We start from the raw sequence: 15,584 nt of genomic DNA, 5'->3' as shown, positions 1-15,584 counted from the left end.
TCAGTGGACTCCATGGTGATGAGGGGCAGGCGCGCGGCGCGCATTGCCGGTATCCGGGTGCAGCAGGCGCTGGGTACGCGGGTATTCGCCGTGCTCGCTGATGAAATTCAGCAGCTCGACGTAGGTCTTGCTGCTCTGGCGCAGCGCCGCTTCGCGCAATGCCAGACGCTGGCGTTCGTCCTGCATGGTCTGCAACAGCCGTTGATGGATAGCGCAAAGGTATTCGGCGCTCTCCTCCGGCTGGTTCAGGCGCAAGTGCAGATCCGCCAGGTTGTGATGGGAGATGACGCAAGCCGCCACCGCTTCGTCGGCGTCCGCCCAGCGCTCGAACAACACTTGCGCCAGGGCCAGGGCTTGCAGGTAAGCCTCACGGGCGTCGATCAGTTCGCCCAGCATGAAGCAGCGATTGGCCCGTTCGATCGTGCGTTTCCAGTGCTCCATGGTGAGCCTCCAAAGCGGTTGCGGGGGGGTTACACGCCGCCGGCGGTGAGTTTCTCGGGATTGAGCAACTCTTCCAGTTGGCTGCGCGAAAGGTCGGTGTGTTCCAGGGCAACGTCGATCACCGCGCGGCCTTCCTTGTAGGCCTGCTTGGCGATTTCAGCGGCTTTCTGGTAACCGATGATCGGGTTGAGCGCGGTAACCAGAATCGGGTTGCGCGACAACGCTTCTTTCAAGCGAGATTCATTGACCTTGAAGCTGGCGATAGCCTTGTCAGCGAGCAAACGGCTGGAATTGGCCAGCAGCTCGATACTGCTCAACAGGTTCTGCGCGATGATCGGCAGCATCACGTTCAATTCGAAGTTGCCCGACTGGCCAGCAATGGTGATCACCGAATCGTTGCCGATGACCTGCGCGGCGACCATGGCGGTGGCTTCCGGGATCACCGGATTGACCTTGCCCGGCATGATCGACGAGCCCGGTTGCAGGGCTTGCAGTTCGATTTCACCGAGGCCTGCGAGCGGGCCGGAGTTCATCCAGCGCAGGTCGTTGGCGATTTTCATCAGCGACACGGCGGTGGCTTTGAGCTGGCCGGAGACGGCAACGGCGGTGTCCTGCGAACCGATCAGCGCGAACAGATCCTTGCCCGGGGTGAATTGCACGTCGGTCAGTTGGCTGAGCTGGCGGCTGAAGCGCGCGGCGAATTCAGGATGCGCATTGATCCCGGTGCCGACTGCAGTGCCGCCCTGCGCCAGGGATTGCAGACTTGGCAGCAAATCCTGCAGATGGCCGATGTTGGCCTTGAGTTGCTGCGCCCAGCCGTTGAGCACCTGGCTCATGCGTACCGGCATTGCATCCATCAAATGCGTGCGACCGGTTTTGACGTGGTGATGCACTTGCCCGGCCTTGTCCTCGATCACTTGCACCAAGTGCAGCAGTGCCGGCAGCAACTGCTCGTGCAGGGCCAGCGCAGCGCTGACGTGGATGGTGGTCGGGATGATGTCGTTACTGCTCTGGCCACAGTTGACATGATCGTTGGCATTGACCGGTTCATCGAGCAGGCGGCTGGCCAGCGTAGCGATCACTTCGTTGGCGTTCATGTTGGAACTGGTGCCGGAACCGGTCTGGAAGATATCCACCGGAAAATGTTGCATGAAGTCGCCTTCGAGCAGGTCTTGCGCGGCATCGCTGATGGCTTTGCCTTGTGCGGCGCTGATCTGGTTGAGTTCGACGTTGGCGCGCGCGGCAGCGGCCTTGGCGAGGATCAGTGCGCGGATGAATTGCGTCGGCATCGGTTTGCCGCTGATCGGAAAGTTATCCACTGCGCGCTGGGTCTGCGCGCCGTAGAGAGCGTCCACCGGCACCTGCAGTTCGCCCATGCTGTCGCGCTCAATACGTGTCTTGGTCATCGGTAAATCCTTGGACTAATTCAATGAGAGGAATCGATGGAAGCAGTTCGCAGGTGGCGAGCTGCCAGGTGTAGCGTTGCCAGCGCTTGAGCCGGCAGTTGCACAGGGACAGGCGCTCCATTTCACGTAATGGGCGCCAGGCTTGATCGAGACAGAAGCTGCGCCAGTGCCACGGCAGTGCGATGTCGGTGGCGGTGTCGAGCAGCAGACGGAAAGAGGTTTCGGCGACCGTCCAGGGTGAGGTCGCGGTGCAACAAGACAGATACCGGCCTTCAGCCAGGTAATGTTCGATCAGGCGCGGCTCGTCGGGATCCATCGCGCAACGGATCTGGCGACTCATCCAGCGCCAGCTTTCGAGATAGGGCTGCTCGTGCAAGGCAGAACTCATGATTCGGGGCTCGTCCGATAATGAGATTTATTATTAGATGATAATGAGAACCAAAACAAGAGTCCCGGTTACACGGACTCCATTGTGGGAGCGAGCCTGCTCGCGAAGGTGCCGTGTCAGTCAACGCTGCGGTCGGCTGTTAAATCGCTTTCGCGAGCAGGCTCGCTCCCACAGGGTATTGTGTGGAGCCAATAAAAAAAGCGCGCCACCCGATGGGGTGGCGCGCCTTTTTTGTCACGGTTGGAGCTTAGCTACCCGCGACTGTCATACGCTCGATCAACACCGAACCGGTGCGAATGTTGCTGCGCAGTTCCAGGTCATTACCCACCGCAACGATCTGCTTGAACATGTCGCGCATGTTGCCGGCGATGGTGACTTCCTGCACCGCGAACTGGATTTCACCATTCTCGACCCAGAAACCTGCCGCACCGCGCGAATAATCGCCGGTGACCATGTTCAGTCCATGGCCCATCAATTCGGTGACCAGCAAGCCACGGCCCATGCGCTTCAACAGCGCCGCCTGGTCTTCGTCGCCGTGGGTGACAAACAGGTTATGCACGCCGCCAGCGTTGGCCGTGCTCGGCATACCCAGTTTGCGACCGGAATAGGTGCCGAGAATGTAGGAGACCAATTCGCCCTTTTCGACGAACGGTTTAGCGTACGTCGCCAGACCATCACCGTCGTAGGAGGCGCTGCCCATCGCGCGCATCAGGTGCGGACGCTCATCGATGGTCAGCCATTCCGGGAACAGTTTCTGCCCCAGGGAGCCTTCAAGGAACGACGACTTGCGATACAGACTGCCGCCAGACACTGCCGAGAGGAAACTGCCGAACAGGCCACCCGCCAATTCCGCGGAAAACAGCACCGGCACTTCACAGGTCGGTACCGGACGCGCGCCCAGACGGCTCGCCGCCCGTTGCGCTGCACGCTGACCGATGCTGACCGGATCAGCCAGCAAAGTGCCCTGGCGGCTAACGTCATACCAGTAATCGCGCTGCATCTGGCCATCGGCCTCGGCGATCATCACGCAACTCAGGCTGTGGCGGGTCGACGCATAACCGCCGATAAAACCGTGACTGTTGCCGTAAACCCGGCAGCCCTGGTGGGTGCTGAGGGTGGTGCCGTCGGCGTTCTTGATCCGCGCGTCGGCGTCGAATGCCGCCGCTTCACAGAGCAACGCCTTCTCGATGGCCTGCTCCGGGGTGATGTCCCATTCGTGGAACAGGTCAAAATCGTGCTGTTCCTTGGCCATCAGCGCAGCATCAGCCAGACCCGAGGCCTCGTCTTCTGAAGTGTGTTTCGCGATGGCCAGTGCCGCGGCGACGGTTTCGCGAATCGCATCCGGGCCAGTCGCCGAGGTGCTGGCCGAGCCCTTGCGCTGGCCAACATACAACGTGATGCCGAAACCCTGATCGCGGTTGAATTCGACCGTCTCGACCTCGCGCTGACGCACCGACGTCGACAGGCCCTGCTCCAGCGACACCGCGACTTCACAGGCACTGGCGCCCTGACGCTTGGCTTCGGCGATGATCTGTTCGACTTGATCCTGCAGTGCCGGCAACGCCTGCGGGCCGACGCTTTCAACTGCACTCATGCTCATCTCCACTCAAATTCTGCTTTCGGCTAGGGTCATCGAGCGACCGGGCCGGACAAGCGGCCCCCGACTGGTTATCATGGCGGCGTTTCTTTGCGGACTGCCACCAATGGTTGATTCTTACGACGACTCCCTCGATACGGGAGAAAAAAGCAAATCTCAGGTCAAACGCGAGCTGCATGCTCTGGTTGACCTTGGCGAGCGCCTTACAACACTCAAGCCCGACTTGCAGGCAAAACTGCCATTGACCGACGCTTTGCGCCGGGCGCTGGCCGATGCGCCGAAGCACACCGCGAACATCGCGCGTAAACGGCACTTGCAGTTCATCGGCAAGCTGATGCGCGATCAGGACACTGACGCGATTCTCACGCTGCTCGATCAACTGGATGCCTCGACTCGTCAGTACAACGAGCGTTTCCACAACCTCGAACGCTGGCGTGACCGCCTGATCGCGGGCGACGACGCCGTGCTGGAAAAATTCGTCGTCGAGTACCCGGACGCCGACCGCCAGCAACTGCGTTCCCTGATCCGTCAGGCTCAGCACGAGGTTGCGCAAAACAAACCTCCTGCTTCCAGCCGCAAGATCTTCAAGTACATCCGTGAGCTGGACGATACCCAACGCGGTCTGCGTTGAGATATCGCCACTTGCAGGAGCTGCCGCAGGCTGCGATCTTTGCTTTTAAAGATCAAAAGATCGTCCGATCGCGGCCCAAGCCTGCGGCAGCTCCTGCACAGGATGTTTCCATCCTTATGCGCCCGTACCACCCACGGTGATCGCATCGATCTTCAGCGTCGGCTGACCGACACCCACCGGCACCGATTGCCCATCCTTGCCACACGTGCCCACACCGCTGTCCAGCGCCAGATCGTTACCGACCATCGACACCCGGCTCATCGCCTCGGGGCCGTTGCCGATCAACGTTGCGCCTTTCACCGGAGCGGTGATTTTTCCGTCTTCGATCAGATACGCTTCGCTGGTGGAAAACACGAACTTGCCGCTGGTGATGTCGACCTGACCACCGCCAAGGTTGGCGCAGTAGATGCCCTTCTTCACCGAAGCAATGATTTCCGCCGGATCGCTTTCACCGCCGAGCATGTAAGTGTTGGTCATGCGCGGCATCGGCAGATGCGCGTAAGACTCACGACGACCGTTACCGGTACGGGCCACGCCCATCAGACGCGCGTTGAGCTTGTCTTGCATGTAACCCTTGAGCACGCCGTTTTCGATCAGCGTTGTGCACTCGGTCGGGGTGCCTTCGTCGTCGACACTCAGCGAGCCGCGACGGCCACTCAAGGTGCCGTCATCGACAATGGTGCAGAGTTTCGAGGCAACCATTTCACCCATGCGTCCGCTGTAGGCGGAACTGCCCTTGCGGTTGAAATCGCCTTCCAGACCGTGACCGACCGCTTCGTGCAACAACACGCCAGACCAGCCTGAGCCCAAGACCACCGGCAATGTGCCGGCCGGCGCAGGAATCGCTTCGAGGTTCACCAGCGCCTGACGCAACGCTTCACGGGCGTAACCCATGGCGCGGTCTTCGGCGAGGAAATAGCGGTAGTCGGTACGCCCGCCGCCGCCATGCCCGCCGCGCTCGCGACGGCCATTTTGTTCAACGATCACGCTGACATTGAAGCGCACCAGCGGTCGTACGTCGGCAGCCAGGCCACCGTCAGTGGAAGCCACGAGAATGCGCTCCCAGACACCGGCCATGCTCACGCTGACTTGTTGAATGCGAGGATCGAGCGCCCGAGTGGCGACGTCGATGCGTTTGAGCAGCTCGACTTTCTCGGCGCGAGTCAGCACTTCCAGGGGGTTATCCGGCGCGTACAACTGCGCTACGTCTTGAGTGCTGAACGCCTGCACCTTGCCGTTTTGCCCGGCGCGGGAGATCGAACGTGCGGCACGGGCCGCGGCTCCCAAAGCTTCGAGGGTGATTGCGTTGCTGTAGGCAAAACCGGTTTTTTCACCGGACTGCGCACGCACGCCAACGCCCTGGTCGAGGTTGAAGCTGCCTTCCTTGACGATGCCGTCTTCCAGCGCCCACGACTCGGAAATCTGGCCCTGAAAATACAGGTCGGCGGCATCGATGCCCGGACCGGCCAGATCGCCGAGCACGCCTTGCAGGCTCTCGATCGTCACGCCACCGGGCGCCAAAAGATGATCACTGACTGAGGACAACAACTCGCTCATAGGTTTACGCCTTAAATTCGTGTTCTGAAGCAGGTCGCTGTGCGCCCTGCGAGAAAAACCGCCGATGACGCGTCACCGGCATTCGCGCCCTGATGGACGCTTGTTCATCGCTATCGCGTTCGGCCAACAACACCGCTTCGCCTTGATCCTGATGCGCCAGCACGCGGCCCCACGGGTCGACGATCGCCGCATGCCCGAAGGTTTCGCGCGGTCCCGGATGGCTGCCGCCTTGCGCTGCGGCCAGCACATAACATTGTGTCTCGATGGCCCGCGCCCGAATCAGAACATCCCAATGCGCAGCGCCGGTCACCGCAGTAAACGCCGCCGGTGCGGTAATCAATTCGGCACCGGCAGCGCGCAATTCGCTGTACAGCTCGGGAAAGCGCAGGTCGTAACACACGGTCAGACCCAGTTTGCCAACCGGAGTGTCCGCGACCACCACGCCACTGCCATAAGCATAGTCATCGGATTCGCGGTAACGGCCGCGATTGTCCGCCACATCGACATCGAACAGATGCAGCTTGTCATAGCGTGCAACGATTTCGCCGTGTTCATTGACCAACAACGAGCAGGCATTGGCCTTGGCCGTCGGCTGATCCACCGGCGGCAACGGCAAAGTACCGGCCACTATCCATAACTTGAGGTCGCGCGCGGTCTGTTTCAACCACGGCAGGATCGGCCCCTCGCCCAAAGCCTCGGCACGGCCGATGTCGGCGACGTCGCGACGGCCCATGGCGGCGAAGTTTTCCGGCAGCACTGCGAGCTTCGCGCCGCCGGCCGCGGCCTGTTCGAGCAGGCGTCGGGCCTGAGCCAGATTGGCCAGCACGTCACTCTGGCTGACCATTTGAATCACCGCTAAAGACATGGCCGTTCCTCGGAATCTGCACACAACCTTGTAGGAGCTGCCGCAGGCTGCGATCTTTTGATCAGGCTCTTAAAAAACAAAATCAAAAGATCGCAGCCTTCGGCAGCTCCTGCCGAGGGTAGTGTCTGCTAGTTAAAAAGGCTTGTCGAAGGTGATTTTCGGCTCTTTCCACGGGCCTTTGACGGTGTATTTGACACTGGCAAAGCGCGCCACACGATCACCGATCAACTTGTCGATCAAGAACAATGCGCCGCCAACCGCCGGAGCGCCCACGAGTAGCGCGGCAATCGGCAAGTTGTTGGTCACCGGCAAAGTCACCAGCAACTTGGCGTCGACCTGTTCCGCCACCAGATCCAGCTTGCCGTTGAGCTCGATATTGCTCGATGGCCCAGTCAGGCGAATCGGCTCTTTCGTATCGTAAACACCGTTGGTCGCCACCAGCAGGCCTTTGACCCGGTCGTAGCTCAAGCCTTTGCCGAACAAGTCGGAGAAATCCAGACGCAGGCGTCGGCCAATGGAGTTGAAGTTGAGCAGACCGAACACGCGCAATGCCTGCGCGCCGCCATCCACTTCAACGAACTGGCCCTTGTTCAGTGACGCGTCAAGGGTGCCGGAGAAGCGCTTGGTCGCCAGCCATGCCGGTGAACCCGGCCAGCGGCCATCAACATCCATGTGGAACTCTTCGCTGGTCACACTCGGCGCAAAGCCCCAGCCCTTGAGTACATCGGCGAGGTTCTTGCCGCCGATTCGCCCCTTGAACCAGCTATTGGTCGAGCCCGGCGCCCCTTCCCAGCCGCCATTGCCTTGCAACAGGATGCCTTTAAGGCCCATATCGAGATTATTCAGGGCGATACCCTTGGCCGTCGGACGCACCTTGAGCGACCAGCCGCCAACCAGATCCGGCCCCTGGAACAGCTGATTGATGGTGATATCCAGCGCCGGAATCTTCGTCGGGTCGACGGACACCAGTGGATCAGGAGCGTTCTCGTCAGCCTGCACCGTAGGATCCGGCGCCGGCAGTTTCACGTATTGCATGTTCACCGCAATGGGCGTGCCCTTGGCATCCGGCAGACTGGCCGTGCCTTTGGCCTGCTGACTGTCGAGCGCCAGATTCCACGCCGCCTGCTTGCGATTCAATTGCACCGAAGCCTGATCCAGCGTGGTGCCGAACGCCGTCAGCTTGCCGACCTTGAAGTCTGCGCTGCTGAGCAACTTGCTGGCACTGCCACCCGGATCCTGTCCGGCGTATTTGCTAACCAGATCCTGCCACGGCGCCACGTCCAGCTCCGACAGCACGCCGCGAATCCGCAAGCCTTTGGGCCCCGGCAGCACAGCTTCGCCAGCGCCGAGGAACAATTCGCCACGACCATCGGCAAAATTGCTCGGCGGCGCGGCAAAGGTGAAATTGGCCAGTTGGTCATAGTTGACCCAATAACGCCGCTCCTGCCCTTGCAATGTCATGCGGAACACCGTGTCGCGCCCCGTTTCCGCCGTCATGCCGAACGGCGCCGGCAGATCGATCGCTACCCCCTGCATGCTGGAGCTGACCATCAATTGGCTGTCAGCACCGTCGAGGTTCAGTTGCAACTGATACGGAATCGTCCCGGAAACCGGCAGTGGCTGCGTCACGCCCAACCAATCGGTGAGTTTCTTCACCTCGACCTGCCCCGACGCCGCGACCCGGGTTCTGAGCTTGCCAGGGCTGCCATCGGCAAAAATCTGCGCGGTGACCGGTTTGTCGAAAGCGCGCGCCGCGATGTTCTGCCCGCTGAGGCCCTTGGCGCTGTCGAAGCGGAAATCGCCTTTGAGCTGAGTCAGCTCCAGCTTGGGTTCGGCGAGTTTCAATCGCGCATTGGCGGTCTTGAAGTCAACGAGGATCTTCGGTTGATCGCCCTTGGCCAGCGGTACGTCCAGTTTGAGCTTGCCTCGCAGGTCGCCCGAACCTTCCCAGCCGGCGAACGTGTCCGCCGTGCCGATCGGTGCTTCCTGAAGAATTTTCAGTCCGTCCCCCAAACCACCGGAAAATGCACCGTCGAGGAACAGGTGGCTGTTCTGTCCGCTCGGCACATGGGGAATATTAACGAAGACATCTTTGACCTGAGTGTCGAGCAACTGGCCCTTGCTGGCCCAGATGCGCACGCCGCTGTCTTCGATAAACACATCGCCGCTGACGTTGCTGACATGCGGCCAGCCTGGCTGAAACGCCAGCTCGGCGTCATGCACTTTGAAGAAGAGGCTGATGCTGCGGTCAGCCTCCCCCGCATTCTTGCTCAACGACCCCTGATACTGGAAAAAACCCTGATCGACCGCGCCCTTGAGAATCGCTGTACGCAGCCACTCGTCGAGCGCCGGGCTCAAGACTTCGGGCAGGTATTTGGCGGTGTAGCGACCGTCGCCATCGACCAGACCGACGCGCAGGTCCATGTAGTCTTCCTGGCTGTGATCGAAATGCAGGCGGATCAGGAAGTCACCGGCAATCTTGCCCTCCTCGCCCAACACCTTCAGGTACGGCGCGATCAGGGTGAAGCCTTCTTTATCGAGCTTCCAGGTCAGCCGCGCATTGGCTTGCAGGTATTGCCACGGTTTGGCGAAGATCGGGTCGAGGTGCAGAACGAAGTCCTTGCTGTCCATGCGCAGCTCGCCACCGTCGAGGTTACCGGTGAGGCTGCCGCTGACATTTCTTGCCGCTGGTGCACCGTGATAGGCATCGAAACCGACCTTATCGAGATTGGCGGCAAAGCTGAATTTAGTGCCGTCAGTGGCCGCTGGCCGGAAATCCAGCAGCACGTTGCGCAAGCCGCCGGTCACGTTCAAATGATCGACCACCTCAGCGAAACCTTTTGGCAGCGGTCCAAGTGCATTGAGCAACGGCGTGATCGGTGTCAGATCGAGGCGATCGGCCTGCAAGTGCCAGAGTTCTTCGACTTTATCGGTGGCGCGGGTCTGTTGCAGCTGGACGCGAGACTCCCAACGGTTTTCGCCGAAGTTCATCGCCAGCGAATCGAGGGTCACCGACGCGCCTTCGTCACTGTTCCGGTAATACGCGTTGAGTGCCAGATTGTTGATCTGGATTGGCTTGCGCTCGGCGTAGGCGCCGGTCACTTGTGGTGCATTGAGGCGCAGCGCGGCGCTTTGCAAAGTGCCGTCGCCCCAGTTGACCCAAAGTTCGCCACCGGCGTTGATCGCGGAAAAATTCCATTGTTGGGTCATGCGCTCGGGCAGCCATTTTGCCCAATCGCTTTGCGGCAGACTGGCGTAACCGTCGACGACGCTGTTCTGCCATTGGTCTGGACGCAGGCGCGTGCGCAGGCTCAGCGCGACCGGCTGACCATCGGGCAATGTCAGGCGCGCATCCAGGCGTTGACGACTGGCACCGGTCTTCAGATTGAGGCCGACATAGGTCAGGGTCATCGGCGCGTGATCCTGCGGCTGCAGCGTGACCTGACTGTCGAGCACCGAGAGTTGCTGAATCATTTGCGAACGATTGAACAACTGCTGCGCATCGAGTGGTTGATCTTTCTTCACGGGCAGACCTTCCAGCGCCCAACTGCCGTCCTCCGCTTCCTTGAGGCTGATCTTCAGGCCATTGAGTTCCAGATGCGCGATGCGCACTTCGCGAGCCAACAGGCTGGCCCAAAGATCCGGCACCGCGCGCACTCGGTCCAGGCGCAAGGCATTGGCACCGTCCCCGACCATAACGTCATGGGCCAGCAAGATCGGTGCAAAACCGCTCCAGTTACCTTCCAGCTCGCCGATCTGCAACGGCATCCCGAGCGCAGCACTGGCTTTGGCTTCGATATCGGCACGATACTCGGCCACCAGCGGGGTCAGTTCACGGCCGAGACTGACGTACAACGCCATCAATACCAAAACCAACGCGCACAGGCCCAGCCCCCAGCGGGTGATTGCGGCCAAAATGCGTGTCAGACGTTCCATGTCAGTTGGCTCCCATGGCAAAAATACTGCGAAAAGCTGAGGCCAGCCGCGGTGAAAAGGGTGTGACGCAAGGGTTCAGAGCAGCACCACGTCATATTGTTCCTGGGAATACATGGTTTCCACCTGGAAGCGAATGGTGCGGCCGATAAACCCTTCAAGCTCGGCGACGTTGCCAGACTCTTCATCCAGCAAACGGTCGACCACTTTCTGGTTCGCCAGTACGCGATAACCCTCGGCCTGATAGGCACGGGCCTCGCGAAGAATCTCGCGGAAAATCTCGTAACAGATGGTTTCCGGGGTTTTCAGCTTGCCGCGCCCCTGGCAACTGCTGCACGGCTCGCACAACACTTGTTCAAGGCTTTCGCGTGTGCGCTTGCGGGTCATCTGCACCAGGCCCAATTCGGTGATGCCGATGATGTTGGTCTTGGCGTGATCGCGCTCCAGCTGTTTTTCCAGCGTGCGCAGAACCTGACGCTGATGCTCTTCATCTTCCATGTCGATGAAGTCGATGATGATGATCCCGCCGAGATTGCGCAGGCGCAGTTGCCGGGCAATCGCCGTCGCGGCTTCGAGATTGGTCTTGAAGATGGTTTCTTCGAGGTTGCGGTGACCAACGAACGCCCCGGTGTTGACGTCGATGGTGGTCATGGCTTCTGCCGGATCGACCACCAGATAGCCACCGGATTTCAGCGGCACCTTGCGTTCAAGGGCTTTCTGGATTTCGTCTTCGACACCGTAAAGATCGAAAATCGGTCGTTCGCCCGGGTAGTGTTCCAGACGATCGGCGATTTCCGGCATCAGCTCGGCGACGAACTGCGTGGTTTTCTGGAAGGTTTCCCGGGAGTCGATGCGGATCTTCTCGATCTTCGGATTGACCAGATCGCGCAGGGTGCGCAACGCCAGGCCGAGGTCTTCGTAGATCACGCTCGGCGCGGAAATGGTCTTGATCTGTTCATTGATCTGATCCCACAGGCGTCGCAAGTAACGGATGTCCATAAGGATCTCGTCGGCGCCGGCACCTTCAGCGGCGGTACGCAGAATGAAACCGCCCGCCTCTTTGATCCCTTCCTTGGCCACGCAATCGCTGACCACTTGCTTGAGGCGCTCACGCTCGGCTTCGTCTTCGATTTTCAGTGAGATGCCGACGTGGGCGGTGCGCGGCATGTACACCAGATAGCGCGACGGGATCGACAACTGCGTAGTCAACCGCGCGCCTTTGGAACCGATCGGATCCTTGGTGACTTGTACCACCAGGCTTTGACCCTCGTGCACCAGGGAGCTGATGCTCTCCACCGCCGGGCCCTCACGCAGAGAGATTTCAGCGGCATGGATGAACGCGGCGCGATCCAGGCCGATGTCGACAAATGCTGCTTGCATGCCCGGTAGCACCCGGACGATCTTGCCTTTATAGATGTTGCCGACAATCCCGCGCTTTTGCGTGCGCTCGACATGGACTTCTTGCAGCACACCGTTTTCGACCACCGCCACGCGCGATTCCATCGGCGTGATGTTGATCAGAATCTCTTCACTCATGGCAGGATCTCGTTCAGGCATGTTCACGATAATGGCCGCATCTGGATGGGTACGACGCTTATTGCGCGTTCAGGTTTTGCCAACAGGGTATGCCGAAATGGCCCAACAGTTCTGCGGTTTCGCAAACGGGTAACCCGACCACTGCCGAATAGCTGCCATTGAGCCCGGCAACGAACACCGCGCCGAGGCCTTGAATGCCATAACCGCCGGCCTTGTCGCCGGGCTCGCCGCTGGCCCAGTAGGCGGCGGCTTCTTCGCGGCTGATCGGCCGGAACCGCACCAGGCTGCGGACCACTCGCGACTCGCAGCGCTCACCTTCGAGCACGGCGATGGCGGTCAGCACTTCATGTTCCTTGTCGGACAACATCATCAGCATGGCGCATGCGTCGGCTTCGTCCACCGGTTTACCGAGAATTTTGCCGTCGAGCACCACGGCGGTATCCGCGCCCAGCACGCAGAAAGGCCGGGCGCAATTGACCGTGCGTCGGCCGGCCTCGGCCTTGCCACGCGCGAGACGCTCGACATAGGCCGATGGCAGTTCTGCGGGAAGTGGAGTTTCGTCGATATCCGCACTGATGGCGGAGAACGCAACGCCGATCTGCGTGAGCAATTCACGTCGACGCGGCGATCCGGAGGCAAGGTAAAGCGGCTTCATCAAAACATCTCCCTGTTCAGTGCCCTGCTTCACCGGCTCAATTGATCTTGTAGCGTCGGCGTAATCCGCGGAGGGCAAAGCTGACCCAAGGCCAGAGCAAGGCACTGACCAGCGCCGGTAGCACCAGTGCCAACGTTGGCTGACGATTACCGGTCAAAGCGCTGAGCCACAATTGCACCAGTTGCGCGAGGCCGAAGATCACCAGAATCACCAGGCATTGCTGCCACATCGGGAACATTCGCAAGCGTTGCTGCAACGACAGCACGAGGAAGGTGATGAGCGTCAGGATGAGCGCGTTCTGGCCAAACAAGTCGCCCTGCAGCACGTCTTCAGCCAGGCCCAGGCAAAACGCCGTGACCATGCCGACCGTGTGCGGCATGTACAACGCCCAGAATGTCAGGAGCAACGCCAGCCATAACGGGCGCAGGATCTCCATGAAAATCGGCAACGGTGACACGCTGAGCAGCAGGCCAACGAGAAACGTCAGCCAGACAATCCAGCCGTTTCGCGATGCGGTAGCGCCGACCATTATTCTTGTCTCCCGGTTGTCGCCGGGGCACTGACTGGCGGTTTCGCCGCTGGTCGCACCGCTGGCTGGGCAGCTGGAGGTTTGCTGGCCGCCGGCGTCGCTGCCGGGGGTTTGCTCGCAGCCGGTTTGGCCGGTGCAGTGGTCGCAGCAGGCGTGACAGCCGTCGCCGGGGTTGGCGCTGCAGCAGGGGCGGTCACGGTCTTGGGCACGGTGGCCGGAATGACCGGACCGCCGCCAAAGGCATCGAGATTTTCCTGAGCCTGCGCGGCATCGTTGATGCGTTCTTCAGCCGTGCGGTTGTCGCTGAACACCAGCAGCAGGTAGCGGCTGCGGTTCAACGCAGCAGTCGGCACCGCGCGAACGATCGCAAACGGCTGACCGGAATCGTGAATGACTTCTTTCACCGTGGCGACCGGGTAACCCGCCGGGAAGCGCTGGCCAAGACCCGAGCTGACCAGCAGATCGCCTTCCTTGATGTCCGCCGTGTCGGCAACGTGACGCAATTCCAGGCGTTCCGGGTTTCCGGTGCCGCTGGCAATCGCGCGCAGACCGTTACGGTTGACCTGCACGGGAATGCTGTGGGTGGTGTCGGTCAACAACAATACACGCGAGGTGTACGGCATCAACTCGACCACCTGGCCCATCAAGCCGCGCGCATCGAGCACCGGCTGACCGAGCACCACACCGTCACGCTCACCTTTATTGATGATGATGCGATGGGTGAAGGGATTGGGGTCCATGCCGATCAACTCGGCCACTTCGACCTTTTCGTTGACCAGTGCGGAAGAATTGAGCAACTCGCGCAGCCGAACGTTCTGCTCGGTGAGAGCAGCAAGCTTTTGCATGCGCCCCTGCAGCAGCAGGTTTTCGGTCTTGAGTTTTTCGTTTTCGGCGACAAGCTCGGTGCGGCTGCCGAACTGGCTGGCAATCCCTTCCCACAGACGTCCGGGCAGGTCAGTGATCCAGTAGGCATCCATCAGCACCAGCGACGCTTGTTTGCGCGCAGGCTTGAGCAGATCAAAGCGGGCATCGACCACCATCAGCGCGACCGACAGCACGGCCAGCACCAACAGGCGTACGCCCAACGAAGGGCCCTTGGCGAAAAGCGGTTTAATAAGCCGCTCCTCCCAGGCAAATGTTCTGTTTATTCATACGGCATCAAACCGGCCTGGATGAAGACTGACAGAAGATAAACGCCAACAGGCAGCACTGCAAAGTGCTGCCTGCGCGTTCACCCACGTATTGCAAACCAGCACTTATTCGCTGGAGAGCAGATCCATGGTGTGTTTATCCATCATTTCCAATGCACGGCCACCGCCGCGAGCAACACAGGTCAGCGGATCTTCGGCAACGATCACCGGCAGGCCGGTTTCCTGGGCCAGCAACTTGTCGAGGTCACGCAGCAGCGCGCCACCACCGGTCAGCACCAGGCCACGCTCGGCGATGTCGGAAGCCAGTTCCGGCGGCGATTGCTCCAGGGCGCTTTTCACAGCCTGAACGATGGTTGCCAGGGACTCTTGCAGAGCTTCCAGCACTTCGTTGGAGTTCAGGGTGAATGCGCGTGGAACGCCTTCGGCCAGGTTGCGACCGCGAACGTCGACTTCGCGTACTTCGCCGCCCGGGTAGGCCGTGCCGATTTCCTGCTTGATGCGCTCGGCAGTGGATTCACCGATCAGGCTGCCGTAGTTACGACGTACGTAGGTGATGATCGCTTCGTCGAAGCGGTCGCCGCCAACACGGACGGATTCGGCATAGACCACACCGTTCAGGGAGATCAGCGCGATTTCGGTAGTACCACCACCGATATCCACGACCATCGAACCGCGCGCTTCTTCTACCGGCAGGCCGGCACCGATCGCAGCCGCCATTGGCTCTTCGATCAGGAACACTTCACGGGCACCGGCACCGAGGGCCGATTCACGGATGGCACGACGCTCAACCTGGGTGGATTTGCATGGAACGCAGATCAGCACACGAGGGCTAGGCTGCAGAAAGCTGTTTTCGTGAACCTTGTTAATAAAGTATTGCAGCATCTTTTCGCAGACG

The 15,584-nt window shown here is 60.4% G+C and carries 13 protein-coding genes; 1 reads left to right on the top strand and 12 read right to left on the bottom strand.

The annotated features are described in order from the left end of the window. The 4 genes from ACIPIZ_RS09365 to pmbA form a co-directional block, all read right to left on the bottom strand. Positions 1-441: a hypothetical protein gene (locus ACIPIZ_RS09365; protein ID WP_016984162.1), complete on the bottom strand. Its 441-nt coding sequence runs from the start codon at positions 439-441 to the stop codon at positions 1-3. Positions 442-470: 29 nt separating this feature from the next. Beyond that, positions 471-1,847 (bottom strand): class II fumarate hydratase, encoded by a 1,377-nt coding sequence (locus ACIPIZ_RS09360; protein ID WP_122662359.1) that lies wholly within the window; start codon positions 1,845-1,847, stop codon positions 471-473. After that, the gene (locus ACIPIZ_RS09355; protein WP_064388012.1) at positions 1,828-2,235 is read right to left on the bottom strand and encodes a hypothetical protein; all 408 of its coding nucleotides are present in this window, start codon (positions 2,233-2,235) and stop codon (positions 1,828-1,830) included. The genes ACIPIZ_RS09360 and ACIPIZ_RS09355 overlap by 20 nt, the downstream gene beginning before the upstream one ends. A gap of 247 nt (positions 2,236-2,482) precedes the next feature. After that, positions 2,483-3,829 (bottom strand): metalloprotease PmbA, encoded by a 1,347-nt coding sequence (pmbA, locus tag ACIPIZ_RS09350; protein ID WP_105705481.1) that lies wholly within the window; start codon positions 3,827-3,829, stop codon positions 2,483-2,485. Positions 3,830-3,938: 109 nt separating this feature from the next. Here pmbA and yjgA point away from each other — a divergent pair, with 109 nt between their 5' ends. Next, positions 3,939-4,463 (top strand): ribosome biogenesis factor YjgA, encoded by a 525-nt coding sequence (yjgA, locus tag ACIPIZ_RS09345; RefSeq protein WP_025109468.1) that lies wholly within the window; start codon positions 3,939-3,941, stop codon positions 4,461-4,463. 114 nt (positions 4,464-4,577) lie between these two features. On the opposite strand, the gene tldD is transcribed toward yjgA, so the two are convergent. The 8 genes from tldD to mreB all read right to left on the bottom strand — a co-directional run. Next, positions 4,578-6,020: a metalloprotease TldD gene (tldD, locus tag ACIPIZ_RS09340; RefSeq protein ID WP_401165067.1), complete on the bottom strand. Its 1,443-nt coding sequence runs from the start codon at positions 6,018-6,020 to the stop codon at positions 4,578-4,580. 4 nt (positions 6,021-6,024) lie between these two features. Continuing rightward, positions 6,025-6,885, bottom strand: coding sequence for a carbon-nitrogen hydrolase family protein (locus tag ACIPIZ_RS09335; RefSeq protein ID WP_401165065.1), 861 nt, complete (start codon positions 6,883-6,885; stop codon positions 6,025-6,027). Positions 6,886-7,017: 132 nt separating this feature from the next. Further along, the gene (locus tag ACIPIZ_RS09330; RefSeq protein WP_064387934.1) at positions 7,018-10,821 is read right to left on the bottom strand and encodes a YhdP family protein; all 3,804 of its coding nucleotides are present in this window, start codon (positions 10,819-10,821) and stop codon (positions 7,018-7,020) included. Between the two features lie 75 nt (positions 10,822-10,896). Beyond that, a complete protein-coding gene (rng, locus tag ACIPIZ_RS09325; RefSeq protein ID WP_064387933.1) occupies positions 10,897-12,354 on the bottom strand; it encodes a ribonuclease G in 1,458 nt (485 codons plus the stop codon). Between the two features lie 58 nt (positions 12,355-12,412). After that, complete coding sequence (locus ACIPIZ_RS09320) at positions 12,413-13,009, bottom strand: nucleoside triphosphate pyrophosphatase (protein WP_122662365.1); 597 nt, start codon at positions 13,007-13,009, stop codon at positions 12,413-12,415. A gap of 37 nt (positions 13,010-13,046) precedes the next feature. Next, on the bottom strand, positions 13,047-13,538 hold the full coding sequence (gene mreD / locus ACIPIZ_RS09315) for a rod shape-determining protein MreD (protein ID WP_064387931.1): 492 nt from the start codon (positions 13,536-13,538) through the stop codon (positions 13,047-13,049). Further along, positions 13,538-14,653 (bottom strand): rod shape-determining protein MreC, encoded by a 1,116-nt coding sequence (mreC, locus tag ACIPIZ_RS09310; RefSeq protein WP_082355403.1) that lies wholly within the window; start codon positions 14,651-14,653, stop codon positions 13,538-13,540. The genes mreD and mreC overlap by 1 nt, the downstream gene beginning before the upstream one ends. Before the next feature lie 141 nt (positions 14,654-14,794). Beyond that, a partial coding sequence (mreB, locus tag ACIPIZ_RS09305; RefSeq protein WP_401165061.1) for a rod shape-determining protein MreB occupies positions 14,795-15,584 on the bottom strand: 790 nt, incomplete at its 5' end.

Origin of the sequence: Pseudomonas sp. NPDC087690 (assembly GCF_044743175.1) — a bacterium.
In the GTDB taxonomy this organism is placed as follows: domain Bacteria; phylum Pseudomonadota; class Gammaproteobacteria; order Pseudomonadales; family Pseudomonadaceae; genus Aquipseudomonas.
Note: the sequence above shows the minus strand (reverse complement) of the source record. Positions and strands in the feature narration are given on the sequence as shown.